Source organism: Ruegeria sp. CF5 (assembly GCF_056537325.1).
On record NZ_JBQFRI010000003.1, the window covers coordinates 242,611 to 266,733 of the forward strand.

Annotated in this window: 23 protein-coding genes; 15 read left to right on the forward strand and 8 right to left on the reverse strand. The window is 57.6% G+C overall.

Annotated features, from left to right (window positions below; translation table 11 throughout):
- Window positions 1-2: 2 nt before the first annotated feature.
- The 3 genes from ACR0NW_RS10510 to ACR0NW_RS10520 are packed head-to-tail and all read left to right on the forward strand — an operon-like array spanning window position 3 to window position 3,379.
- Entirely contained in the window at window positions 3-428 is a 426-nt protein-coding gene (locus tag ACR0NW_RS10510) for a tripartite tricarboxylate transporter TctB family protein (protein WP_480791695.1), read from the forward strand.
- A gap of 11 nt (window positions 429-439) precedes the next feature.
- Complete coding sequence (locus tag ACR0NW_RS10515) at window positions 440-1,963, forward strand: tripartite tricarboxylate transporter permease (RefSeq protein ID WP_480791696.1); 1,524 nt, start codon at window positions 440-442, stop codon at window positions 1,961-1,963.
- Between the two features lie 3 nt (window positions 1,964-1,966).
- Window positions 1,967-3,379 (forward strand): FAD-binding oxidoreductase, encoded by a 1,413-nt coding sequence (locus ACR0NW_RS10520; protein ID WP_480791697.1) that lies wholly within the window; start codon window positions 1,967-1,969, stop codon window positions 3,377-3,379.
- Between the two features lie 25 nt (window positions 3,380-3,404).
- Here ACR0NW_RS10520 and ACR0NW_RS10525 read toward each other — a convergent pair whose 3' ends face one another.
- The 3 genes from ACR0NW_RS10525 to ACR0NW_RS10535 are packed head-to-tail and all read right to left on the reverse strand — an operon-like array spanning window position 3,405 to window position 5,230.
- The gene (locus tag ACR0NW_RS10525) at window positions 3,405-3,944 is read right to left on the reverse strand and encodes a gamma carbonic anhydrase family protein (protein ID WP_480791698.1); all 540 of its coding nucleotides are present in this window, start codon (window positions 3,942-3,944) and stop codon (window positions 3,405-3,407) included.
- Window positions 3,941-4,609, reverse strand: a complete 669-nt coding sequence (locus ACR0NW_RS10530; protein WP_480791699.1) for a dioxygenase family protein — start codon at window positions 4,607-4,609, stop codon at window positions 3,941-3,943. Before ACR0NW_RS10530 ends, ACR0NW_RS10525 begins: the two co-directional genes overlap by 4 nt.
- Before the next feature lie 15 nt (window positions 4,610-4,624).
- Window positions 4,625-5,230, reverse strand: coding sequence for a dioxygenase family protein (locus ACR0NW_RS10535; protein WP_480791700.1), 606 nt, complete (start codon window positions 5,228-5,230; stop codon window positions 4,625-4,627).
- Window positions 5,231-5,307: 77 nt separating this feature from the next.
- On the opposite strand from ACR0NW_RS10535, the gene ACR0NW_RS10540 reads away from it, so the two are divergent.
- Window positions 5,308-6,096: an IclR family transcriptional regulator gene (locus ACR0NW_RS10540; RefSeq protein ID WP_480791701.1), complete on the forward strand. Its 789-nt coding sequence runs from the start codon at window positions 5,308-5,310 to the stop codon at window positions 6,094-6,096.
- Between the two features lie 5 nt (window positions 6,097-6,101).
- Here the strand turns inward: ACR0NW_RS10540 and ACR0NW_RS10545 are convergent, their stop codons facing one another.
- From ACR0NW_RS10545 to ACR0NW_RS10555, 3 genes are read right to left on the reverse strand one after another with little or no spacing between them, the layout of a single operon-like run.
- On the reverse strand, window positions 6,102-7,280 hold the full coding sequence (locus ACR0NW_RS10545; RefSeq protein WP_480791702.1) for a cytochrome P450: 1,179 nt from the start codon (window positions 7,278-7,280) through the stop codon (window positions 6,102-6,104).
- 7 nt (window positions 7,281-7,287) lie between these two features.
- Window positions 7,288-8,166 carry a beta-keto acid cleavage family enzyme gene (locus ACR0NW_RS10550; RefSeq protein ID WP_480791703.1) on the reverse strand — a complete coding sequence of 293 codons (879 nt, stop codon included), beginning with the start codon at window positions 8,164-8,166 and terminating at the stop codon, window positions 7,288-7,290.
- A 1-nt stretch (window position 8,167) separates the two neighbouring features.
- On the reverse strand, window positions 8,168-9,499 hold the full coding sequence (locus ACR0NW_RS10555) for an aspartate aminotransferase family protein (RefSeq protein ID WP_480791704.1): 1,332 nt from the start codon (window positions 9,497-9,499) through the stop codon (window positions 8,168-8,170).
- Window positions 9,500-9,600: 101 nt separating this feature from the next.
- Here ACR0NW_RS10555 and ACR0NW_RS10560 point away from each other — a divergent pair, with 101 nt between their 5' ends.
- The 7 genes from ACR0NW_RS10560 to ACR0NW_RS10590 are packed head-to-tail and all read left to right on the forward strand — an operon-like array spanning window position 9,601 to window position 16,154.
- The gene (locus tag ACR0NW_RS10560; RefSeq protein ID WP_480791705.1) at window positions 9,601-10,767 is read left to right on the forward strand and encodes a CaiB/BaiF CoA transferase family protein; all 1,167 of its coding nucleotides are present in this window, start codon (window positions 9,601-9,603) and stop codon (window positions 10,765-10,767) included.
- Window positions 10,764-11,651: an SMP-30/gluconolactonase/LRE family protein gene (locus ACR0NW_RS10565; RefSeq protein WP_480791706.1), complete on the forward strand. Its 888-nt coding sequence runs from the start codon at window positions 10,764-10,766 to the stop codon at window positions 11,649-11,651. Before ACR0NW_RS10560 ends, ACR0NW_RS10565 begins: the two co-directional genes overlap by 4 nt.
- Window positions 11,652-11,661: 10 nt before the next feature.
- Window positions 11,662-12,561: a dihydrodipicolinate synthase family protein gene (locus tag ACR0NW_RS10570; protein WP_480791707.1), complete on the forward strand. Its 900-nt coding sequence runs from the start codon at window positions 11,662-11,664 to the stop codon at window positions 12,559-12,561.
- Window positions 12,558-12,857 carry a (2Fe-2S)-binding protein gene (locus ACR0NW_RS10575; RefSeq protein ID WP_480791708.1) on the forward strand — a complete coding sequence of 100 codons (300 nt, stop codon included), beginning with the start codon at window positions 12,558-12,560 and terminating at the stop codon, window positions 12,855-12,857. The genes ACR0NW_RS10570 and ACR0NW_RS10575 overlap by 4 nt, the downstream gene beginning before the upstream one ends.
- On the forward strand, window positions 12,854-14,275 hold the full coding sequence (locus ACR0NW_RS10580) for an FAD-dependent oxidoreductase (protein ID WP_480791709.1): 1,422 nt from the start codon (window positions 12,854-12,856) through the stop codon (window positions 14,273-14,275). The genes ACR0NW_RS10575 and ACR0NW_RS10580 overlap by 4 nt, the downstream gene beginning before the upstream one ends.
- Complete coding sequence (locus tag ACR0NW_RS10585; protein ID WP_480791710.1) at window positions 14,272-15,372, forward strand: NAD(P)/FAD-dependent oxidoreductase; 1,101 nt, start codon at window positions 14,272-14,274, stop codon at window positions 15,370-15,372. Before ACR0NW_RS10580 ends, ACR0NW_RS10585 begins: the two co-directional genes overlap by 4 nt.
- A complete protein-coding gene (locus ACR0NW_RS10590) occupies window positions 15,369-16,154 on the forward strand; it encodes an SDR family NAD(P)-dependent oxidoreductase (protein WP_480791711.1) in 786 nt (261 codons plus the stop codon). The genes ACR0NW_RS10585 and ACR0NW_RS10590 overlap by 4 nt, the downstream gene beginning before the upstream one ends.
- A 227-nt stretch (window positions 16,155-16,381) precedes the next feature.
- Here the strand turns inward: ACR0NW_RS10590 and ACR0NW_RS10595 are convergent, their stop codons facing one another.
- Window positions 16,382-17,146, reverse strand: coding sequence for a helix-turn-helix domain-containing protein (locus ACR0NW_RS10595; RefSeq protein WP_480791712.1), 765 nt, complete (start codon window positions 17,144-17,146; stop codon window positions 16,382-16,384).
- A gap of 120 nt (window positions 17,147-17,266) precedes the next feature.
- On the opposite strand from ACR0NW_RS10595, the gene ACR0NW_RS10600 reads away from it, so the two are divergent.
- Together ACR0NW_RS10600 and ACR0NW_RS10605 are read left to right on the forward strand one after the other, a co-directional pair.
- Window positions 17,267-18,868: an ABC transporter substrate-binding protein gene (locus ACR0NW_RS10600; protein ID WP_480791713.1), complete on the forward strand. Its 1,602-nt coding sequence runs from the start codon at window positions 17,267-17,269 to the stop codon at window positions 18,866-18,868.
- Window positions 18,869-18,951: 83 nt separating this feature from the next.
- Window positions 18,952-20,427 (forward strand): M81 family metallopeptidase, encoded by a 1,476-nt coding sequence (locus ACR0NW_RS10605; protein WP_480791714.1) that lies wholly within the window; start codon window positions 18,952-18,954, stop codon window positions 20,425-20,427.
- 5 nt (window positions 20,428-20,432) lie between these two features.
- On the opposite strand, the gene ACR0NW_RS10610 is transcribed toward ACR0NW_RS10605, so the two are convergent.
- Window positions 20,433-21,341 carry a LysR substrate-binding domain-containing protein gene (locus tag ACR0NW_RS10610; protein ID WP_480791715.1) on the reverse strand — a complete coding sequence of 303 codons (909 nt, stop codon included), beginning with the start codon at window positions 21,339-21,341 and terminating at the stop codon, window positions 20,433-20,435.
- A gap of 92 nt (window positions 21,342-21,433) precedes the next feature.
- On the opposite strand from ACR0NW_RS10610, the gene ACR0NW_RS10615 reads away from it, so the two are divergent.
- Together ACR0NW_RS10615 and ACR0NW_RS10620 are read left to right on the forward strand one after the other, a co-directional pair.
- Window positions 21,434-22,954 (forward strand): trimethylamine methyltransferase family protein, encoded by a 1,521-nt coding sequence (locus ACR0NW_RS10615; RefSeq protein ID WP_480791716.1) that lies wholly within the window; start codon window positions 21,434-21,436, stop codon window positions 22,952-22,954.
- Window positions 22,941-24,116, forward strand: a complete 1,176-nt coding sequence (locus ACR0NW_RS10620; protein ID WP_480791717.1) for a mandelate racemase/muconate lactonizing enzyme family protein — start codon at window positions 22,941-22,943, stop codon at window positions 24,114-24,116. Before ACR0NW_RS10615 ends, ACR0NW_RS10620 begins: the two co-directional genes overlap by 14 nt.
- The last annotated feature ends 7 nt before the right edge of the window (window positions 24,117-24,123 follow it).

A 24,123-nucleotide genomic window follows, 5' to 3' on the forward strand; every position in this document is an offset into this window, starting at 1 on the left:
CCATGACACATTCCGCAGATCGCGCGACAGGTGGTTTCTTCCTGTTGTTTGGGCTGCTGCTCTATTTCGTGATTATTCCCACTTATGTCGAATCCGTTGATGACGGATGGGTGTTGCCATCAACCATTCCCAATGCCGTGGCCATTGTGCTGGCCATTTGCGGTACTCTTTTGATGCTCAAGCCCACAGCTCACAAAGCGCAAGGCCCGCGTGAATTCATGCTTGCCGGTCTCTATTTCGCGCTGCTGGCGGCTGGATTGCTGCTGATGTCTTATGTGGGTTTTGTCTATGCCGCGCCCGTTCTGGCTTTGGCGATCATGTTGCTGATCGGTGAGCGCCGGTTGTTCTGGCTCTTCCTCGGCGTAGTCGTCTTGCCCGCAAGCATTTGGCTGCTGGTTGCAGTTATTCTGGAACGGGCTCTGCCCTAGGAGGGTGAATTATGGTTGATCTGGCTACAATTCTTGCCGGTTTCGGCGATGCTTTTACCCTGTGGAACCTGGCTTTTGTCCTGTTCGGGGTTGTCGTCGGACAGTTCGTCGGTGCCGTTCCGGGGATTGGTCCGGTTATGGCAATGGCCATCGCGATACCTTTCACCTTCGGGCTTGACCCCTTGCCCGCCATTGCCTTTCTGGTCGGTGTCAACAAGGGCGGTCTGGTCGGGGGTGCGGTACCAGCAGTGTTGATGAACACGCCCGGCACACCGGATGCTGCAGCAACGGCGATGGACGGATACCCGCTGGCACGGGACGGCAAACCTCTGAAAGCCACCAAGATGGCCCTATTTTCGTCGGTCACCGGGGACACATTCAGCGATTTGGTTCTGATTACCGTCTCCGCACCGCTGGCGATTCTGGCGTTGCGGATGGGCCCGGTCGAGGTCTTTGCCCTGATGATTTTTGCCTTTGCGGTGTTGTCTAGCCTGATCGGAAACTCTCTGATCAAAGGCATCATTGCGGCGGCGTTTGGTTTGCTATGTGCGATGATCGGCAGTGACCCTGAAAACTACACACCGCGCCTGTTGTTCGGATATTGGGATCTGTTTGATGGCCTGCCGCTGGCTTCGGTCGCAATTGGCATGTTGGCCATATCCGAAATTCTACGACGGCTTTCGCAGATTCAAGGCGAAATGAAGGGCGCGGTTGAAGTCAGGGACACCGGTGACCCCAATGATCGCCGTGTGACATGGGCCGAATATTGGGCCTGCCGCTTTACCATGCTGCGCGGTGCGGTGATCGGCACCATCCTGGGCGCGCTGCCCGGGATCGGCTCAACGGCTGCGGCCTTTATGTCTTATGCAACAGCGAAAAGTACTTCGAAAGAGCCCGAGACATTCGGCAAGGGCAATCTGCAAGGTATCGCCGCGGCCGAGTCTGCAAATTCGGCGGTGGTTGGATCAAATCTCATCCCGCTGCTCACGCTGGGTATTCCCGGCAGTGTTGGTGCGGCGCTTATCATCAGCGCGTTCATGATCCACGGCATACAACCGGGTCCACTTCTGTTTCAGGATCAGGGGCGTCTGATCTACGGGCTGTTTGGAGCGATGATCATGGCGAACTTCCTGAATCTGTGGGTCGGGCAGGCCGGTCTTCGGTTCTGGGTCAAGGTTGTCTCGGCCCCGGAATCGATCATTTTTGCTTCAGCCCTGCTGCTGTGCATCGTTGGGGTATCAATGGCGACCGGAGGTATCTTTGGCGTCGCTGTCATGCTGATCTTTGCTGGGATCGGGTATCTGATGACCAGCTATGGCTACTCGGTGGTGATTTTCATCATCGCTTTCTTCCTTGGGCCTCGGTTCGAGGTATCCCTGTCCCAAAGCCTGGCTTTGATGAACGGCGATTGGACACGGGTTGTGAATTACCCCATCGCCCTGATCCTTCTGGTAATGGCGGTTGGCACGACTGCATGGTTCCTGTCTCGCAGGCCTTCCGATGACACTTCGGGTTCCGTCAGTATCGAGGATTAAGATGTGCGTTACCAGAAAGGCGGCGAGATGCAGCATTTGATCCAAGCCCTGAAAGATCTGCTGGGTCCAAACGGGTGGGTGTCGCCGGAAGAGGGGTCGCAGTACCTCATTGATATTCTTGGGTCCGTCGGGGCGTGTCTGCTGATTGCGCGACCTGAAACGACGCAGCAGGTCGCCGATCTGGTCAAACTCTGCGCTCAAAGTGGCGTGGCCATCGTTCCGCAAGGTGGTAACACCAATGTCTGCCGCATGGCGGTGCCATTGGACGGGCAGCAAACGGTCCTATTGTCTCTGGCGCGTATGAACCGGGTCATCGAGGTGAATCCGTTGGCGAATTCAGCCACAGTTGAAGCTGGCGTGCTGATGCAGACGCTTCAGGACGCTGCGCTGGAGGCAGATCGCGTCTTCGCGCCGGATTGGGGCGCGCGCGGCACGGCCACTGTTGGTGGTGCTGTCGCCACAAACGGTGGTGGCCTCAATGTTCTGCGCTACGGCACAACGCGCGAACAGGTGCTGGGGCTGGAGGTCGCGCTGCCCGACGGGACTGTCTGGAACGGGCTGCGTGGCTTGATCAAGGACAATTCGGGCTATGATCTGAAACATCTGTTTATCGGGTCCGAGGGCACGTTGGGCGTGATCACCAAACTGGTGTTCCGTTTGCATCCCAGTCAGCCGGTGACCCAGTCGATGATGGCTGTGCTTGGCGACATGACACGTCTGCCCGAGTTCTTTGACATGGCCCGTCAGATTGGGGGGCAAAACCTGACAGCGTTCGAGCTGCTGCCTGGTCTGGGGGTCGAGAAGGCATTGGAACGCTACCCGGACCTTCAGCGTCCGCTCGAAACCCGTGCGGATTGGTATCTGCTGGTCCGTTTTGCCGGACGCGAGAGTGTAGAAGAACCGCTGATGCACCTGTTCGAACAGGGGTTTGGCCAAGATATCCTTACCGATGCAGTCCTTTCGCAATCGGTCGCGCAAGAGAGGAACCTGTGGGAAATCCGCGAACAAATGATCCCTCATCAGTACTTTCAACGCAAAATGCTGAAATGGGATGTTTCAGTTCCGACGCATCGGATGGTGGAGTTTCTGCGCAGTGCCGAAACACTCGTTCACAAGATCGACCCCGGCGCAATCTGCTATGCGGTGGGCCATGTCGGCGATGGCAACATCCACTACAGCGTGTTTCCGACCGAAGACACGGCCGCTGCGGTCAGTCAGCCGATCTATGAAAAGGTAGACGCTCTGATCTGGGATCTTGGTGGTTCGATCGTTGCGGAACATGGCGTTGGGGCCATCTTTGTCGACCGGATGAGGCGGCAGAAAAGCGATGTGGAGTACCGGATGATGCAGTCCGTGAAACGCAGTTTTGACCCAAAAGGCATCATGAATCCCGGCAAGTTGCTGCAGCTCGACTGACGGGCTTTTAGCCCGCCATCCTGGATCACAGGGCAGCAAGTTTGGTTTTGAACTGATCCTTGTTCCAGCGGTATTTCTCCGCTGAGCGGGCTAGGCCTGTGATGGTCTCTTCGGACAGTTGGCGCTTAACTTTCGCGGGCATTCCGACGACAAGGCTACCATCGGGCACATCCATTCCTTCGGTGACCAAAGCACCTGCGCCGATCAGGCAATTCTTGCCGATCTTCGCACCGTTCAGCACTGTCGCGCCCATTCCAATCAAAGTGCCATCACCGATCGTGCAGCCGTGCAGCATCGCTTTGTGACCGATGGTGCAGTTCGCTCCGATTGTCAGGGGAAAGCCGGGATCGACGTGAAAGACACAGTGTTCCTGCACATTACTGCCCGGGCCAACAACGATGGGTTCGTTGTCACCCCGCAGAACCGAGCCCCACCAGATCGAAGCCCCTTCGCTCAGTGTAACTTGGCCGACCACCCGCGCATCCGGCGCGATCCAGTAATCGCCATTGTCGGGTAGGCTGGGGGTCAAATCCCCCAGCGCATAGAGATTGCTTAGCCTGGTCATTCGAAGAAGGTCGCGTTGCGGCCGCCAACGACGATGTCAAACCGGAAGCCGTGATCCACATCGATATCCGGAGTGTCGTAGAGTTTGCCGATGTTCCGCTTGAACGTGTCACCCATCAGGATCGCCATTGGGTCCGTCGCGTTGTTCGGCTCGTCCGGGAAATACATCTGCGTGATCAGGCGCGATGATCCGCCGCTGATCGACAGGTGGATATGTTTCGGTCGCCAGCGTCCGATATCCGGGCGGGCCAGATAGGCACCGGGGCTGATGGTCCAGAACCTGTATTTGCCGTTCTCGTCGGTCAGAACCCGGCCCATCCCAAAGAAATTCTCGTCCAGTTGCAGGCCCGAGCCGTCCTCGACATGACGGTACCGGCCATAGTGGTTGGCATTCCATATCTCAAGCAGGCCGTTGCGGACCGGAGCACCGCTTTCTGTGCGTACGGTCCCGGTCACTTCGATCGGCACGCCATCGGCACGTGGCCGGTCTGGCGAGATGCGGGTCAGGTCCCATTCATGCGCGCGCGTCACGTGGCGGGTGGGGATATAGGGAACAAAGCTTTCCCGTGCGCCGTCTGGGATCAGTTTGAGGCGCTGTCGCGGTGTGCGCTGGTCCGAGGTGTTGTCTGTCGGACCGATTTCAATCTGTCTTCCGAGCTTGGTCATCCTGGCGTCCTCTTCTCAGCTTTCAAAATCGTCGAAAAACGGGGTTTCACCATCACCGGCCATGATGATGTCCAGCAGGTACACTTCGGCGCCGTCAGCTGTGCGTCCGTCATGGCGCGCGATTAATTTCAGCTTGTCGGCATCGTCCAGCGTGGCCAGCAACGGGTCGCTGTCGTTTGCGGCTTGGTCGGCAAAGAAAATTTGCGTGACGATGCGATTGATACCGTCCGAAAAGATCGTCAGCGTGATGTTCGGCGCGCGATCCCCGGAGGCACCGGGCATGATGGTGCGGAAGGAATAGTCTCCGTGGTCCGAACGCAAGCGGCCATATCCATCGAACCAGGGATCGATGTCCGGGTTCCCTTCGGTGGCGGGGGTCCGATAGACGCCCTTGGCGTTAGCCTGCCAGAACTCCATCACGACGCCATTGGCCAGATTGCCATGCCGGTCCAGCACCCGTCCGCGCAGGATAATGTGTTGGCCGCTGGCACTGGCGACCACACCCGGATCGACCCGCGTAAGGTCTTCAAGGCTGGGATCGCGGAAATAGATCGGGAAATATGGCCCGCAGGTGTCTTCATTGGTCGGCAAGAGGGCGTTTTGCCCGTGCTCTTGCGTCATGGTGTTTCCTCCATTGCAAGTCTATTGTTTTGCATATAAAACGTTCGCGCATACTTTAGAGAGCAGTCGAGCCAGGAATGACCGAATCCCCAAATCACAATGTCTATTTCGTGCCCGGACTTCATCGCGGTCTGCGGGTTCTGGAAATCCTTGGCTCCGCAAATGAACCCATGTCCCTGAGCGAGATCGCCCGCGCGATGGACCTGAGCCGGTCGTCTGCTTTTCGTCTGGTCTATACGCTGCGGCAGATGGATTTTCTGAAAGAGGCGGAGCAGAAGAACACCTATACGCTGGGTGCGCGGGTTCTGAACCTCGGGTTTGCCTACCTCAACCAGCAGCCAATCACGGCCATTGCACGGCCATTCCTGTCGGCGCTGCGTGACAAGACGGGCGTTGGCGCACATCTCAGCGTGCTCGAGGGGCATGACGTTCTGTATCTGGGCAGCCATCAGGCACGCAGCGGGTTTGTCTCCAGCATGGTGACAGGAACGCGGACCCAGGCCTACGCCTCGGCGATTGGCTGGTGCCTGTTGGGGGATCGCACCGACGAAGAGTTGAAGGCCTTTTGCGACGGGATCGAAATGGTTCCATTCACGGAACATACGCCGACTTCTTACACGCAGCTGCGTCAGCGTGTGCAGGAGGTTCGCGAAAACGGATACGTCTTTTCGCAAGGGTTTCGTGATCCCGGAGGGTCCAGTGTGGCTGTACCGGTCCGCGATAACACCCGGCAGATCGTGGCCTGTGTGAACCTGTCTGGACCGGATAGCGGGTTTGACTTTGACCGGATTGACGAGTTTTACGTGCCCGAAATCAAAGCAACGGCGCTGCAAATCTCGCGCGAGCTGGGATATGCAGGCCCCTGACCGCTTCACAAGAAAACGTCCAAAGACAGTGGGCCACGGAAGGTGAAGCCATACCATTCAACAGCGTCGGCTTCTGCCAACCTCATGTGCGGAAAGCGTTGAAACAGAGCGGGCAACATGACCTGCGCGACACTCATGCGTGACAAATGTGTGCCCATGCAGAAATGAGCGCCATTACCGAATGAGAAGTGGCGGTCTTCCTTACGAAAGATGTCGAACTTTTCAGGGTTCTCATAGACGTCTTCGTCATGGTTCGCCGAAGCCTGAATTGTAGAAACCGGTGTGCCCGCAGGAAGGTCCACGCCGCTGAGCGTTACTGGTTTGAGTGTTTTGCGCGGACTGGTTTGAATCGGTGCAACCCAGCGGATGCCTTCTTCAAAGGCGCGTGCCATCATGGCGGGATCTGCCATTGCTGCGTCGCGTTGCTCTGGGTTGGTCAGCAGGCCGTACACAACGGTGAGCAAAGCATCGCGCGGTTCGTTCACGCCGCCACCGATAGCCACTTTGATGTTGCAGCGGATACGGTCCAGCGGAATTGGGTTTTTTGCATGGGTCATCGCACTCAGAACGCTGTCATCGGGCGTGTTGCGAAAACGTGCCATATTCTCATCGACCAATTGGTTGATCTCGTCATTGGCGATATCGCTACGGGCAAAAACTTCTTCGTCACCGGCCACGTTGCCTGCGCCATCAATCAGGGTCTGGCTCCATTGAACAACTTGATCCGCGCTGGCGCCATGCAGGCCTAGAACTTCGCCCAAAACGGCACCGGCATAGGGTGCGGCAAGCTCTTTGAACAGATCAATGCGCCCTTGCTTTTGTGTCAGAATGTCCAGGTAGTGTGCTGTCAGATTTTCAGCAAGTGTATGCCAGGTTGTCTTGATTTTGTTCGCGGAGAGACCCGGTGCCATAGCCATGCGTTCGGACCGATGTTGCGCGCCATCCTTGCGCATCATCGACGTCGCCTGAAAGGCGCGTTCCGCAGGGGTTCCCGTGTCTTCGGAAGTGAAGGCTTCAAGATCTTCTTTGGCGCGCCGTACGTCTTCGGCTTTGGTGAGCAGGACCCGCCCGGTCGACTTCATCAACGCTACAGGGGCCTCGCGGCGCAGACGGGCATAAATGCCAATTGGATCGCGATGCAGATCTGCGATGGATACCCCTTCTATGATGGGAATATTGCTCATGCTACCCTCACGTCCCGATGCCCAGGATGTCGCGCGCATCCTCTGGCGATGCGATAGTGCCGCCAAGATGATCAATGATCGACACTGCTTTTTCGACCAGTTGAGCGTTGGATGTGCAATGTTCGCCTTTGCGGATATATGCAGTATCTTCCATACCAATCCGGCAATGTCCGCCCAGCAGATAGGCCTGTGCAAGCATCGGAAACGCCATGCGGCCAATGCCAAACCCGGCCCATTCTGTGCCTATTGGTAGTTGGCTGGCAAGGAACGCCATGGTTTCGGGGTTTGCAACTGCGCCAAATCGGACGCCCAGAACCATCTGTACCATCAGCGGCGTTTTCAAAATGCCACGCGCCACAAAATCCTTGACCATATGCAGATCACCGGAGTCGAAAATCTCGATTTCAGGTTTCACGCCTGCCGCGTAAATCCGATTGGCCATGATTTCGATGTTGCGGGGGCTGTTGATGACGCTGGCCTGACCGGACCACATGGTGTTGAAGTCCAGGGTACAGATTTCCGGGCGTAGCTCTTCGACATGAGCCACACGTTTTTCTGGCGCACACAGGGTCGAACCGGGGGCCGCAATTTGCGGATCGTCGTCAGATGGGACAAAGCGACCACCTTCACCTGTGGTCAGGTTCAGAATGACGTCTTCGTTCTTGGCGCGGATGCGCTCCACCAATTCGCGATAGAGTGCCATGTCCATCGAGCCCTTGGCCGTTTCAAGGTCTCGTACGTGCAAATGTACAATCGAAGCCCCGGCCTTGGCTGCGTCCAGGGCCTGTTCGGCAATTTGTTCGGGCGTGACTGGCAGATGGGGGCTGATCTCGGGCGTCATGAGGTTACCCGTGATCGCAGCGGTCAGGATGGTCTTTTTGCCCATGTCAGGCCTCCAGCGCGCTGGCCACAGCTTTGTCCAGCGTTTCGACAATCAGGTCAATTTCTTCAGGCGTTGAAGTATAGGACGGCGCAAGCAACACGTGATCCCCGGAGGTACCGTCGGCGCACCCTTGCGCTGGATAGCACATCATTCCTAGATCCAGTGCCTCGCTTTGAATTCGCTGGGCCAGTTTTCGGCTGGGCGGGAATGGGGCCTTGGTTTCCTTGTCGGCCACAAGCTCAATCGTCCAGAACAGCCCGCGCCCGCGAATATCACCGACGTTTGCGTGTTGCCCAAAGGATTGGCGCAGCGCATCTTCAAGCTGCGCGCCACGCGCCCGGACGTTTTCCAGAAGGTTTTCCTGTTCGATGACCTTTTGAACAGCCAATGCGCCAGCGGTGGCTATCGCGTGCGACATATAGGTGTGGCCGTTCCATAGCGTTGCGCTGCCGGCTTCGATGGTTTTGATGACCTTTTCGGCGGCCATGACTGCGGCTATCGGCTGATATCCGGCGCCCAAACCCTTGGCCATGGTGGTGATGTCTGCGGCAATGCCTTCCTGTTCCAATGCAAACAGGCTGCCGGTCCGACCCATGCCGCACATGACCTCGTCCGCGATGTAAAGCACGCCGTGTGCATCGCAAATTTCGCGAATACGCTGGAAGTATCCTTCAGGCGCGGGCTGTGTGCCCAGGGATGCGCCGACCACCGGCTCGGCCACAAAGGCCATCACGTTCTCGGGCCCGACCTCGCGGATGCGTTCGTCCAGCAGGTCGGCCATGCGAAGCGCGAAGTCCGCTTCGCTTTCACCGTCATTGCGCAGCCGGTAGTCATAGGCCGCGTCAATATGATCAACATCCATCAGCAACGGCTGGAACGGCGCGCGGCGGCCTGCATGACCTCCGGTGGCGAGCGCACCGAGGGTATTGCCGTGGTAAGACGGCGCTCGGGCAATGATCCGGGTACGGTTGGTTTCGCCGCGTTCGAGATAGTACTGTCGTGCCAGTTTCAGCGCGGCTTCCATCGCCTCGGACCCGCTGCCCAGATACATGACCCGTCCCGCGCCGGTGCCATTTGGCGCGCGTGTGATCAGGAACTCGGCCAGTTCTTCGGCAGGTTCGTTGGTGAAAAAGCTGGTATGGGCAAAGGCCGTCTTATCCAGCTGCGCCTTGATGGCGTTCCGAACAGCAGCATTGTCGTGCCCCAGACAAGAAACGGCGGCCCCGCCACAGGCGTCAAGATAGCGACGCCCGTCCTCATCGATCAGATAGTTTCCATCCCCGCCGACAACATTGGGGAGCGAGGATTTTAGGTTGCGGTGCAGCACATAGGTCATGAGGATATCGTCTTGCATATGGAACGGTGTTTTGTATATTAGACGACAACGCAAAGTGCAATAGGCGTTAAAGGCAACAGACGGGTGGAACAGCGGAAACGATGGCAGGCGCTCTCAACAATCTGAAAGTTCTGGATATTACGCATGTTCTAGCGGGTCCGTTCTGCACCTATCAGCTGGCTTTGTTGGGTGCGGATGTCATCAAGATAGAATCACCGACGGACCCTGACTGCGCTCGGGGTCGGGGCCCTGACGCAGAGGCCAACGCAAAAGGTCTTGGGCTGACCTATCAAGTGCAGGGCGGCAACAAGCGTGCCTTGTCAATGGATCTGAAGACGCCTCGCGGCCGCGAGATCATGCTTGAACTGGTTCGGGGCGCGGACGTGCTTGTCGAGAATTATAGCACTGGCGCGCTGGATCGTCTGGGCCTGGGATATGACGCGCTTAGAGAGATCAACCCGGGATTAGTATATTGCTCGATTACCGGATTTGGGGATATCGGACCGGACGCCGACGCAGGTGCTTATGACAACGTGATTCAGGCGATCAGCGGCACCATCGGCCAATGTGGCGGTACGAAACCGGGTGTATCCTTCATCGACTATAGTACAGGCTATTCCGCTGCCTTTGCGGTCACTTCGGCATTGCTTCAACGCGCGCATACGGGTCAGGGGTGCCATATCAGCGTTTCCATGCTGGAAGTGGCGATGCAGATGATGTCGCCAGAAGCCGCGGCCGCACAGCATCCTGTCAAGACAACCCGCAGCAAAGAGATTGGTATCTCGCCCTTCGATACGGCGGACGGGCGTCTGATGTTGGGGGCGTTTCGGCCTCAGCAATATGTCAAACTGGCGACGTTGCTGCGCCAGATCGGAACGCCAGTATCGGGTTTGGATCAGGTCGACAGCTGGCCGGACGTTTGGGATATACCGGATTCTGTGCGGACCGAGCTGACGGACGTGTTTCGCACCCGTACGACCTCGGACTGGGTTGGCCTGCTGCGCGCCACTGATTTACCCGGCTCCGAGGTGCAAAGCCTGTCGGATGCGGTTGCAAACCCGCAATTGGCAGCGCGGGAGTACTTCCGACCCAACCCCAAAGACAGCGCGGCTACACTTCCGCTAACGGCGTTTCGAATGAGCAATGGCGGTCCTGACTTATCGAGCGCTCCACCACGGCATGGTGAACACAGCCGCGACGTGCTGGAGGAACTGGGGCTGACCTCTGATACAGTCGAACGGTTGATGGCGGAGGGAGTTGTGAAATGATGCGCGACGCCCCGATCCAAATCGCCCGGCCCTTAACCACTTTGCCAGATGCGCTGCGCCACAAAGGTGAGCCCTCGCGTTGGGCAAAAATGACTCGTCCGGGGCAGGCCATGCATTCCTTTCTGGAAGGAGCGTTTTTTGACGATGCGCGAAATCTCTGGCTGTCGGACGTTCCCTATGGCCGTGTGTTCTGTATCACCCCCGACGGAACGTGGATGGTCGAACATCAGATTGATGGCGAGCCGCATTCGATGCGCATCGCGCCTGACGGTCGTCGCATTGCAGTCGACTATTTGCATGGTTTGACAGAACTGACTGGTGAGACCGAGTTTCAGGTGCTCAGCACGGGGCTTGAGGGGCAACCTTTCCTCGGGCTATCGGACATGTGCTACGGGCCTGACGGAACGCTTTGGTTCACCGATAGCGGACGCAGCTCATACAGCGACCCGACAGGGCGCGTCTATTGTCAGCCCCCGGATGGACCGATGCGTCTGGTGCTGGATTGCGTCCCCTATTCCAACGGTATCTGTGTTTCGCCCGATGGGGCTTGGATTTATGTCGCGGCCACCCGGGCCAATCAGGTCTGGCGTTTCTCCCACCGCCTGCCTGAAACCGGCCAGCCCATGGTCGGGACCTTTCTGCATCTTTCTGGCGGATTGGGACCTGACGGGCTGGCTACAAACGCCCTGGGCTGGCTAGCTGTGGCACAGGCACAGGCCGGACGGGCTTATGTTTTTGATGCCCTTGGCGATCCGATCTCTGAGATCCGTTTGCCGGAGGGGCTGTGGACCACTTCCGTCGTGTTCCACCCCGATAACGATCAGCTTTTGTACATCATCGACGCTCAGCACGGTGGCGTGTTCACCTGCGAGCTTCCCGACTGACGAGGACCCAATGAAAAAGCAAGATCTGCACGGCTATGTGCCTGCAATCGCGACGCCCTTTGACGAAAAGGGCAACATCATGGAAGACGCTTTCGTTGACCTGTTTGAATTCCTGCTGAGCCGGGGCGCGACCTGCGTCTGTATCGCAGGTGACAACGGTGAAAGCTGGGCTCTGTCAGCGGAAGAGCGAGGCCGTCTGGTAAGGCTGGCGAAGGACACCGCCAAAGGTCGCGTTCCGATCATGATGGGGATTTCCGCACCGACCATCGACGCGTCGCTGACCTATGTGCGCGCTGCCGAGGAAAACGGGGCCGACGTGTTGCTGTCGATGCCGCAAACCTATGTTCTCAAGGCGTCCGAGGCCGAGTTGATGGGTCGGTTCGAGAAAGTCTCAGCCGCAACCGACAAGCCACTGGTGCTGTATAACTCTCCGCGCCGTATGGGCTTTTCACTGACTGTGGATCAGACCGAAACGCTGCTGAACAATCACAACGTCATCGGGATCAAGGAAAGCCAGCGCGATTTCTTCTATCACACGCACCTGCTGAACCGTCTGGGTGACAAGCTGTCGGTCATGACGGGGCCGTGCCACTATATCATGCCTGCCTTTGGGCTGGGGGCAAAAGGCTTTATCGCCACCGGGCCGGAGTTCACTGATCTGTTGCCCTCGGACATGGCTGTCGTCGGCACTGGCGCACCGGATGAGATCTATCGCAACACGCATTATCAGTTGACCGTTTTGTATGAACTGTTGATGGGCACCGCGACCTGGCCTGCCTCGTTCAAGGCGGCGCTGAACCTTATTGGGCAGCCGGCCGGTGTGCCGCGCGATCCGGTGTTGCCTGCATCTGAGGCGGATATCGACAAGATCAAGCGGACCTTCGATCAGCTGGGGATCAGCTACGGATGATCCGTCTGGTCCCAGATCATTCTGACCAAATCCGGCGTGCTGAAAAGGTCAGCTTTACCTTCGATGGCATGCCGGTGATGGCCCATGCGGGTGAGACCGTGGCCGTAGCTTTGCTGCGCGCCGGGCATCTGCATCTGCGCGATGCGCCCGAAGATGGCGCGGCGCGGGGTGCATTCTGCCTTATGGGGCTGTGTCAGGAGTGCGCGGTTCGAGTGGATGGGGCTGTTGTTGAAAGCTGCCGCCAGCCAGCGTTAATCGGGCTGGCCGTTGAATCGCTCAAGCGGCAGAGAAAATGACGCAGATTTTCGATATCGCTGTCATCGGGGCTGGCCCCGCCGGAGCCAACGCGGCGTTGACTGCTGCTGGCCAGGGTCGTCGGGTGGTTGTGATTGATGAGCAATCCAAACCTGGTGGTCAGGTTTGGCGTGCGAAAAGTGACGCAATTCTAAGTGCGCCTGAAACACCCGAAACACATGCGGGTGATGCGTTGCGCCGCGCTGTCGCCGAGAGCCGCGTGAACCATTTGGGTGACTCGCGTGTTTGGCAAATTGAGCACCACGATGCAGGGTGGAGCATTTATGTTCTGCGCGGCGGCGCAACGGATGTGATTGCCGCAAAGGCCCTGATCCTTGCGACGGGTGCCCGTGAATTCGTGCAGCCGGTACCGGGTTGGACCACGCCCGGTGTGATTGGACTGGCTGGGGCAACCGCCCTGTTCAAGCAGGACCTGACTTTGCCGGGCAAACGCACGGTTGTCAGCGGGACCGGCCCTTTGGTGTTTTTCGTGGCCAGTGAGATTCGCCGGTTGGGCGGTGACGTCGCAGCGGTCGCAACTCCAAATTCGCGAGGTGATTGGGCGCGTACCTTACCGGCGATGCGCGGCAGGCCTGATCTGTTATTCCGGGGTGCCCGCTGGGTGGCTGACCTTTTGCTGGCACGTGTGCCGATCCTCTGGCGGCATGGTGTGACCAGAGTGGAAGGGGAACAGCGAGTCGCTGCGGTTGGAATGCGAAAGCTGACGGCAGATTGGACGCCGATAGGTGCTGAACACATGATCGATGCGGACAGTCTATGCCTTGGAAACGGTCTGATCCCGGCTGTTGAAGCGGCCCAATTGGCCGGGTTGACCCTGCAGCATCGACCCCAGATGGGTGGCTGGGTTCCAAAGGCAGAGCTGGACGGAAGAACGGAAATTGAGAGCTTGTTCCTGTGCGGAGACGGCGCAGGCATTCGAGGGGCTGCTGCAGCCGAGATTCAGGGTAAACTAACTGGGCTAAGTGCGTTGGCTTTTTTGGGCCAAGATACAATGTCGGAACGATCGCGTTTGCGGGCCGATTACGAACGCGCTTCCCGGTTTGGAAGGGCCATGACCGTGCTTAGCGTTCCGCGACCCGGATTGGCTGAACTGACGACGCCTGACACAGTGGTGTGCAGGTGCGAGAGTTTGCGCCAGTCCGACATCGCCACGGAAATCTCATCGGGTGCTACCAGTACCAACGCCGTTAAATCCGGCCTGCGGGCTGGCATGGGGCCTTGCGGAGGTAAGTACTGCCAAACAGCAGTGGCACGCATGATTGCGCGCCAAAAGGGATGCGCCGAGTCCGAGGTGCCACCGCCAACACCGCGCCCACCGTTGCGGCCAGCCCCCGCAAGCGCGCTTGCGGGTGATTTCGACTATGATGACCTGCCCATCCCGAAACCGGCCCCGCTATGACCGGCAAGTATGATATCGCAATTATCGGTGGCGGCATCATGGGCTGCGCAGCCGCTTTACAAATGGCCGCGGGTGGCATGCACCCAATTGTACTGGACCAGGGTGATCTGGGGCAGGGGGCATCCGGTGTGAATGCCGGAACGCTCAGCCTTCAGATCAAGAGGGTCAAGCTTATGCCTTACGCGTTACGCGGCCACCACGAATGGGAGGCGATGGGCGATGCGGTCGGGTTCAAAAAAAGTGGCGGCTATACGCTGGCTTTCACCGAACGCGAGGTCGAGCTGCTGCACGAGCGGCAAAAGCTAAAGGCCGAGGCCGGGGCGCCTATCACTTTCGTGTCAAACAACGCTTTAAGGGCGGCCGAACCAAACCTGACCCAAAAGGTTCTGGCTGCCAGCTACTGCCCCGAGGATGGCTATGCCAATTCCTCGCTGACAGGGCAGTACTACCGCGCGCGCCTGCAGGGGGCTGACATACCCTATCGGGAACGTTCAGCCGTGACGGCAATAAGCCGGACAGCCACAGGTTTTGAACTCATGACCACTCACGGCTCTGTCCACGCGTCCCGCCTTCTTTTGGCCGCAGGCGCGTGGCTAAAGCCTGTGGCGGCCTTTCTTGGCGTAGACCTGCCAGTGCGCGCGCGGATCAACACTGTATCAGTGACTGAACGGATGCCACCGCTGACGTCCACCGTCATCGGCCATGCAACCGGCCTTCTGACAATGAAGCAAAAGGCCAACGGCACCGTGTTGGTTGGTGGCGGCTGGCAAGGGCGTGGAACACCGCAGGAGGGCAGGGGTGATGTGACCGCCGAAACCGTTATGCCCAATATTGCACTGGCACAATTTGCCTTGCCCGCGCTGGCGAAGGCCCGCGTGCTGCGCAGCTGGACCGGGTTCGAGGCCAATGTACCGGATTTCTATCCGCTGGCCGGCGCGTTGCCCGACATCAAGGATGCCTTCGTTCTGGGCTGCGTGCGCGGCGGGTATACCATCGGCCCCAATATCGGAAAGCTGATGGGTGATTTCATCTTGGGGCGAGAGCCCGAACTGCCTCTGTTCGATCCGGGGCGCGACTTTGACGAGGAAACAAAATGAGCCTGATTTCAACCGACACCTGCCGTCTGGATGGCAAACTGGCCGTGGTGACCGGGGGCGGAAGCGGCATTGGCGAAGCGACGGCCAAGGTTTTCGCGGATGCCGGTGCAAAGGTGGTCGTGACGGGTCGACGTTTGGAACCCCTGCAGCGCGTGGCCGCCGAAATCGGTGGGCACGCCATCGCCTGTGATGTCTCGGACCAAGCTCAAGTTCAGGCAACGTTTGCAGAAGCCAAAGATATCACCGGCAAAGTCGATATTCTGCTGAACAATGCCGGAGGCCCCGGCCCGATTGCGCCGGTCGCTGAGGTGGACATGGAGGCTTGGATCGCCTGCATGAACATCAACCTTGTTGGTGCGATGTATTGCCTGCAAGAAGCGGCCAAAATCATGAGTGCGCAGAAGTCCGGTTCAATCATCAACATGTCGTCCCTGATGGGCATACAGGGCTATCCGATGCGCTCGGCCTATGTCGCATCGAAATTCGCGCTGATCGGGATCACGGAAACCATGGCCCGCGAATTGGGTCCGGTGAACGTGCGCGTCAACGCCCTGATGCCGGGCGCGGTGTCTGGCGAAAACATGGACCGCATTCTGCAACGCCGGTCCGAGGCCGAAGGTCGCCCCGTCGAAGAAATCGAGCGCGAAAACTACACGGATGTTGCGGCACTGAAACGCTGGGTCGCCCCGGAAGAGGTTGGCCGCGCGGCGTTGTACTACGCGTCAGACCTTTCATCGGCCATCACGGGAGACAAGATGAAAGTGGATTGCGGGAGATTTTAATTAGCGTCTGGACAGAATCCGGACCGTACCTTTTGATCCCGGATTGAACGTCATGTGGATAACTGCGTTGCGGTCAGACGTGAATAAGTTAGGTGACCTATTAATTCCTTTGCCGTAGGGATGGGCGATCGCTTATCGGCTTCCTGTGGATATCCAGACGTTATGGGCACAATTCGGATGTGCCGCAAACTTTTGGAACAGCCAATGGGTTCCGTTGCAACAGATCCTTATGCAGCACGCAGTAGGTGTTGCCGGATTTTCATATCTATTCGAGTGCTTTGCAGATCGACGATACCGCTTTTCGAGAACAGCTCTCGAACGGAGCGGTAATTTTCAGCTCTTTTCCAAACAACAGGAGATGAGGTTGCTGCCCGCCCAGACAACGAAGCGAGATAAGACATAGTGCCGAACAAAAGCTTGGATTTATCGCGATGGGGTTTGTTCAGAATATACATGCTAAGAGGCGCGTCCGGCCCGCGTTCGGAATCGACGACAAATACCTGCCCTGCACGGAATGCGGCTTTGCCGTCACATCTTGTCCAGCGGCGCGCCGATGACTTCCCTTCGCTCAACGCTTCGACGACCCGACTGTAAACCGTCCCGTTTCGCTCGTCCAAAAAGGCAACGTTGATGATGACTTTATTCGGATCGTTCGGGGCGCGAAAGAACACCTGATAAGATCCCAGAAAGGGCCGCAGCCGTTGCAGATCACCTGGGAACACATTGATCAGAGGGTCACGTCGGCGATCCGCTTCAGTTTTTGCCAGCTGGGTGGTGTGTCGGCGCAGCTCTGCAGGATCTCCCAGCAATATACTCTCGCTCAAATCGAAGAACCGGCTGATGCGGCGCAAGTTGTTGGGCGAGGGCATACTGCGGCCGTTGAGGTATTTGGCAAATTGCTGATGGTTGATGCCAATCTCCCTGCAGACAGCCGCCACCGACGGGTAGTCGGCACAAAGGTGGCGCAGGTTTGCAGCTAAATCCTGGTGCATAAGCAGTTAGGTCTCAAGTCGCGTAAACTCGCTAAAGAAAGCATAATGTGGCGTCATTGTTAACCCTAAATTGGTGCGTGATCTTGTGGGCAACAGAAGGATGCCCAGGGAGGTCAAACGATGGATAAACTTCAATACGTACGGCAGATGGAACAGCGCCTGCAATTGCGTCACGTGGATCGCCGCCAATTTATGCGGGGTGTACTGGCCACCGGGATGACGGTCAGCGCAGCAACGCTTCTGGCAGATCGGGCTATTGCAGCCACGCCGAAAAAGGGCGGTACTATGGTAGCTGGGATCGGTCATGGCGCATCCACCGAACAGCTTGATCCCGGTCAGATCTCGGCGGGTTTCCTGATACCGCTGAGCCTGGGCGTGAACGGGTTCCTGACCGCGATCGACGCGGACAGCAACGTGCAGCCATCGCTTGCGCAGTCTTGGGAGGCGTCGCCGGACGCGTCGGTTTGGACTTTCGAACTGCGCGACGGTGTCGAGTTCCACAATGGCCGTTCTGTGACAGCTGAGGACGTGATCGCCTCGATCAATTATCACCGCGGGGCTGATTCAACCTCGACCGGAGCACCTCTGCTGGCAGGGGTAAAGGAACTTCGCGCAGATGGGCCACAAACCATTGTCTTTGAGCTTGAGGGCGGCAATGCGGATTTCCCGGCAATACTCAGCGATTACCGCTTTGCCATTCTGCCAGCAGAGGGAGACACCATTGACTGGCAATCCGGCATTGGGTGCGGAGCTTATCAGCTAAAGGATTTCCGGCCGGGGGTCTCTGCGGATTTGATCCGTCACGTGAACCACTGGAACCCTGATGTCGCGCATGTGGACGAATGGAAGCTTCTGGTGCTGCTGGATACAACCGCACGAATGGCGGCGCTCTCGGCGGGCTCAGTCGACATTGCAGACAAGGTCGATCCCAAGACGGCCAAATTTGTCTCGCGTGATCCAAACGTAACGCTGCATTCGGTTGCCGGTACGCAGCATTATTCCTTCCCGATGCTGACCAACGCCGCGCCGTTTGACGACAACAATATCCGTCAGGCAATCAAATGGGGTATCGACCGACAGGAGCTGGTTGACAAGATCCTGCTGGGCTATGGCCAGGTCGGCAATGACCATCCGATTGGTTCCGGTCAGAAGTATTTCAATGCCGAGTTGGAACAAAAGACCTTTGACCCGGACAAGGCCAGGTACTTCCTGAAACAGGCAGGGTTGGATTCGCTGGATGTCGAACTCTCGTCTTCTGACGCCGCCTTCCCCGGTGCGGTGGACGCGGCGACGCTGATTTCGAACTCGGCTGCGAAATGCGGGATCAACGTTTCCGTCAAACGTGAACCAAATGATGGCTATTGGTCTGAGGTTTGGACAAAAAAACCTTGGTGCGCCAGTTACTGGGCTGGACGACCAGTCGAGGATCTAATGTTCTCGTTGGCGTTCCAATCGGGTGTGGCTTGGAACGAATCTCTCTGGTCGCATGAGAAGTTCGACAAGATTCTGGTTGAGGCCCGGGCTGAGCTGGATACCGGCAAGCGTCGCCAGATGTACGGCGAGATGCAGGATATCGTGGCCAACCAGGGCGGTGTCGCGATCCCGATGTTTGCTTCTTATGTGTTTGCCACGCGCCCAAGTGTCGGCACACCCGAGAAATTCGGCTCGAATCTGGACCTGGATGGAAGCAGCTTTATGGAACGTTGGTGGAAAGCCGAATAGCGCTGCCGAAATGTGATAATATCGAATGAGATCAGAGGATGGCACTAGTAGTCGTCCTCTGATGTGTTCGGAATAGGAAATTCATGAAACTTTTCATTGCAACGTTGTCGACCGAGACGAATACGTTTTGCACCATGCCGACCGCTATGTCGGGGTTTGAGGACTACTTCCTTTGCCATGGGACGGCGACTCAAGAGCCTCCAAATCTTATGACCGAGGCACTACATGTGTGGCGGAAAAAGGCTGAAGTCCTGGGTTGGCAGGTCGTCGAAAGCTTGACCGCCATAGCCGAACCCGCCGGGCTGACCACGCGCAGCTGTTATGATGCGCTGAGCGGCGAGATCCTTTCTGATCTGGCAGAATGTGGCGGCGCAGATATCATTTTGCTGCAGCTTCACGGCGCGATGGTTGCTGCGCATATCGAGGATTGTGAGGGCGACATTCTGGCCCGCGTTCGCGCCCTGTGCCCAGACGCAACAATTGGCGTTTCACTGGACCTGCATTCTCACCTGACGGACAAGATGCTGGAAGCCAGCGATCTGATTGTTCATTTTAGGGAATATCCGCATGACGATGCATCAGCCTGCGCGGTCGAGCTGTTCGATCTTGCTAGGCGGGCACATGCGGGTGAAATCACGCCGCGAATGGCGTATTTTGACACCCGCATGGTGAACCTCTACCTGACCAAAACCGGAGCGATGAAGGACTTTGTGGCCGAGATGGCTGCAGTTCAGGCCAGACCCGGTGTGTTGTCGGTTTCATTGAGTCACGGTTTTCCTTGGGCAGACGTCGAAGATGTTGGCGCGCGGATGCTGGTAATAACAGATGACCAACCACAACTGGCCGCGCAACTGGCCAAGGAGTTGGGCCGGCGCTTCTTTGATCTGCGCAACGAAGTGACCACGCGTTACCTTACGATCTCGGAGGCACTTGATCACGTTGGGACGCGTTCCGGGCTGTGTGTCCTGGCCGATATGGGTGATAATTCAGGCGGTGGTGCGCCGGGCGACGCCACCCACTTGCTGAAAGCGATGCTGGCGCACGGATTGACCAATTTTGCCAGTGGTCTGTTCTGGGATCCCGGTGTTGTTCGTATTTGTCAGGATGCGGGCATCGGCAGCGAATTGACACTTCGGCTTGGTGGAAAAACGGGTGTGGTTTCGGGGGAGCCGATTGACCTGACCGCACGGGTTATGAATATCAAAACGGGTTTGGGTCAGCATCTCGGTACCGGTCTTGAACCCATGGGCACCGTGGTCTGGTTGCGTCTGAAGGGCGAGGTCGACCTATTGGTCAACGACCTGCGCGTTCAGGTTTATCACCCTGAAGCCTTCGAACAGATCGGCATCAGGTTAGCTGAGAAATCGGTGGTGGCAGTGAAATCCCTGTTTCATTTCTATGGCCCGTTCAGCCAAATCTCGGATCATATTCTTCAGGTTGCCAGTCCCGGCGGAACCCAACCGGCGTTTCACGACCTCGCACTGACCAAACGAAAACTACCGTTCTGGCCCGCGGTTGCGCAGCCATTTGCGGATGAATGCCTTGCGGACGCCGGATAGTGATTTCAAACGACAGTCCGAGCGGACAGAATCCAATCGCGAACAATCTCGGCCTCTGTCGTCAGGGGGCGGGACTTAGACCAGACCAGATAAAACCCCTTTCCGGTTTTCCACGTCCATTCCGGCCGCGCAGCCAGTATGCCTTGCTGAACCAGAGGATCGACAATGTGGTGCCAGCCGAAGGCAAATCCTTCACCCGCCATTGCCGCCTGCAGAACCAATGCGTAGTCGTTTAGGCGCAGACCACTGCGAGGCGTGACCTCGGTGATACCGAATTCGCGGAACCATTGATCCCACGAAGGGCGTTCGCGAACGGGTTCTTCCAGATGAATAAGGCGTTGGTTCAGCAGGCTCGGCACACTGCGCAGGTTTACCGCCGCAGCCATTACGCGGGGCGCGGCGACGGGATAGATCACCTCGTCAGAAATCAACCGTGCCTCGCAATCGGGCCAGTTACCATCGCCAAGCCTTACCGCTAAGCTGATGGTTTCTACGTTCAGATCCGGTTCGCGGTCACTGGACTGCAGGCGTAAGTCGATATCAGGGTGATTTTGCTGGAATGTCGCGATGCGGGGCATAAGCCAGTAATTGTTGAAAGCCGAAGAAGCGCTGAGCGTGACGTGATCATTGCTGGCAAATTGCCGGATCGAGGCGGCGGAATGTGATAGCATCTCAAAGGCGCGGGTCACGTCGGCAAACAGACGATTTCCAGCGTTCGTCAAAGTAATCCGGCGATGGCTGCGGCGGAATAGTACAACGCCAAGCGATGTCTCCAACTGCTTGATCGAAGCACTCACCGCCGGTTGCTGCACGTTAAGCTCCTGGGCCGCTCGTGTGAACGATTGCAGCCGGGCGGCGGCCTCAAAGACGACCAGATGGCGGGGTGATCCTAGTTGTTTCCAAAGTTCTTGCATAATCTGTGTTTATGCTAAGCATACAATTTTTCAAGCGTCACAAAGCTATTTTCAAAAGGGTAATATCACGCGAAACATTGGAGTGACTCACGATGGCTCGGCGCACACGTCAATCCCGTTCCCGCAGTTCAGAAGCTGCCTCAGTTCCGGAATCCCCCTATATCCGGCGCAGTTTGGCCTATTTTGACCCTCTCAATGAAGAGGAATTGAACCGCCTCGAGGCGCAGGTCGACTGGATTCTCGAGGACGTGGGGATTGCGTTCCGCGATGACCCCGAAGCGCTGGACTTGTGGCGTCGAGAGGGCGCCAAAATCGATGGTGACATTGTTCGTGCCGACGCCAGTTGGATACGTGATTTGTGTTCTAAGGCGCCTAAAAGCTTCAAACAGGTCGCGCGCAATCCAGAGCGTTCGGTGGTGATCGGGGATGGCAATCAGGTCTTTGCCCCTGTCTACGGAGCACCTTTTGTGCGCGATCTAGAAGGCGGTCGCCGATATGGCGATATCGAGTCTTTCGAAAAGCTGGTCAAACTGACCTATATGCACCCGAACCTTCATCACGGCGGGTTTGTTACCTGCGAACCCTGTGACGTTCCGGTCAGTAAACGCCACTTGGACATGATGTTCGCGCATATGACGCTGAGCGATAAACCGCATCTGGGCGCGATCACCGAGATGAGCCGGGCGCAGGACAGCGTCGAGATGGCCGAGATCGTCTTTGGCGCGGATTTCATGGAAGAGAACTGCGTCATCATGGGCAATGTGAACACGAACTCACCACTACTGGTGGACCGGGTGGTCACCGAGTCGGCACGTGTCTATTCGGCGCGTGGCCAGGGTTTGATCGTGGTGCCGTTTATCTTGTCCGGCGCCATGGGTCCGGTCAGCACCGCAGCCAGTGTCGCTCAAGCCATGGCCGAAGCGATGATGGTCTGTGCATATGTTCAACTGCTACGCCCCGGCGCGCCGTTTGTTCTGGGTAACTTCCTGTCTTCGATGTCGTTGAAATCCGGTGCACCGACATTTGGCATGCCCGAACCAGTCATGTCGAACTATGCAATCGGTCAGCTTGCGCGCCGTGCCGGTTTGCCCTTGCGCTGTGGTGGTTCGTTGACCGCGTCCAAGATCGAAGATGCACAGGCGGCTTATGAATCTGCGGATTCAATGCATTCAACCATGCTTGCGGGCGCGAATTTTGTGCTGCATTCAGCCGGTTGGCTCGAAGGTGGCCTGTGCACCGGCTTTGAAAAGCTGATTATGGATGCCGATCGTCTGGGATCGTACCAGAAGATTTTAAGCCAGGGTCTGGATACCAGTGAAGAGGCCTTTGCCCGTGACGCCTATAGCGAGGTTGAGGCTGGCGGTCACTTTTTGGGCTGCGCCCACACCATGCGCAACTACCAGACCGCGTTCTATGAGCCGAAACTTAGCGACAGTGAGAATGTCGAAAGCTGGGAAGAGGCTGGGTCGAAGGACATGCGCCGCCGCGCCTATGAGCGCTGGAACCAAATGCTGAACGAATACCAGCCGCCTGCAATGGACGAAGCGAAGAAAGAAGAACTTTCCGCCTATGTCGCGCGCCGCAAAGAAGAGATCCCTGATGCCTGGTATTAAGATCACCAGTATCCGGGCGACTCCGGTCAACATACCACTGGAGAAGCCGATGTGGTGGACCGGCGGGCATTACCCGGGCACCTCGAAGACTATTATCGAGGTGGAAACGGATCAGGGCCTCGTCGGATTGGGCGAGGCGCCTTCGGTGGATGTCGTCGAACCGATCCGCGCAATGGGCGAACGCCTGATAGGAGCGGACCCGCTGGACATTGCGGGTTGCGAAAGCCGATGCGTGCCGCCCTGGCAGATCGTGCAGAACACCGATGACAGTTCGGTGGTCAAAGCCTTTGGTGCCATCGAGATTGCCCTTTGGGACCTGCGTGGCAAGGTTGCGAACGAGCCCCTTTATCGTCTGTTGGGCGGTGCGGTGCGCAAGGAAATCCCTTTCACCGAGTATTTCGGATACCGCGAAGGCGGCGAGATGAGCCCCGAGGCGGTTGCCAACTACTGCATCCGCATGCGCGAAGAACATGGCAGCACCATGTTCGAGGGCAAGCTGATCCTCGGAAATCCCGAGCTTGAGATCGATACCGTCAAAGCTCTGCGCGAAGGTCTGGGTCGCGAGGCGATGATCCGTCTGGACAGCAACATGCAGTGGAGCTTTCCCACCGCCATGCGAGTCTTCCGCGAGATCGAGCCCTATAACATTCGCAACTACGAAGACCCGGTTGCCACGTTCGAGGAAATGGCGGAACTGCGCCGCCACTTCACCATCCCGATCTCGACCCATGTGCCGGACATCCGCAAAGCGGTGGCTTTGGGTGCGCCCGATTACATCGTGACGAACTTTGCCGTACTGGGCGGGATTTCCCGCGCCGTGCGATTTATCGGCGCGTGTGAGGCGATGGGTGTGGGCTTCTGGTGTTACTCCGGTGATGCCGGGATCGCGACGGCTGGATACCTCCACATGTCGGCGGCCATGCCGTGGATTTCCGAGCCATCGCAATCGCTGTTCCGCTGGCAAATGGGCGACGTCATCCAAGGTGGTCCTTTCCGCCAGAAAAACAACGTGATTTCCGTGCCCGAAGGCCCCGGCCTCGGCGTGACGCTGGATCGTGATGCCCTTGCTTATTGGCACAATCATCTGATCGAGAATGGACCGCTGGACCATTTCCATGACCCCGCTCTGCCCGGCCGCTTCCGCCGGTTGCCCCTGAACTAAGAAGGAC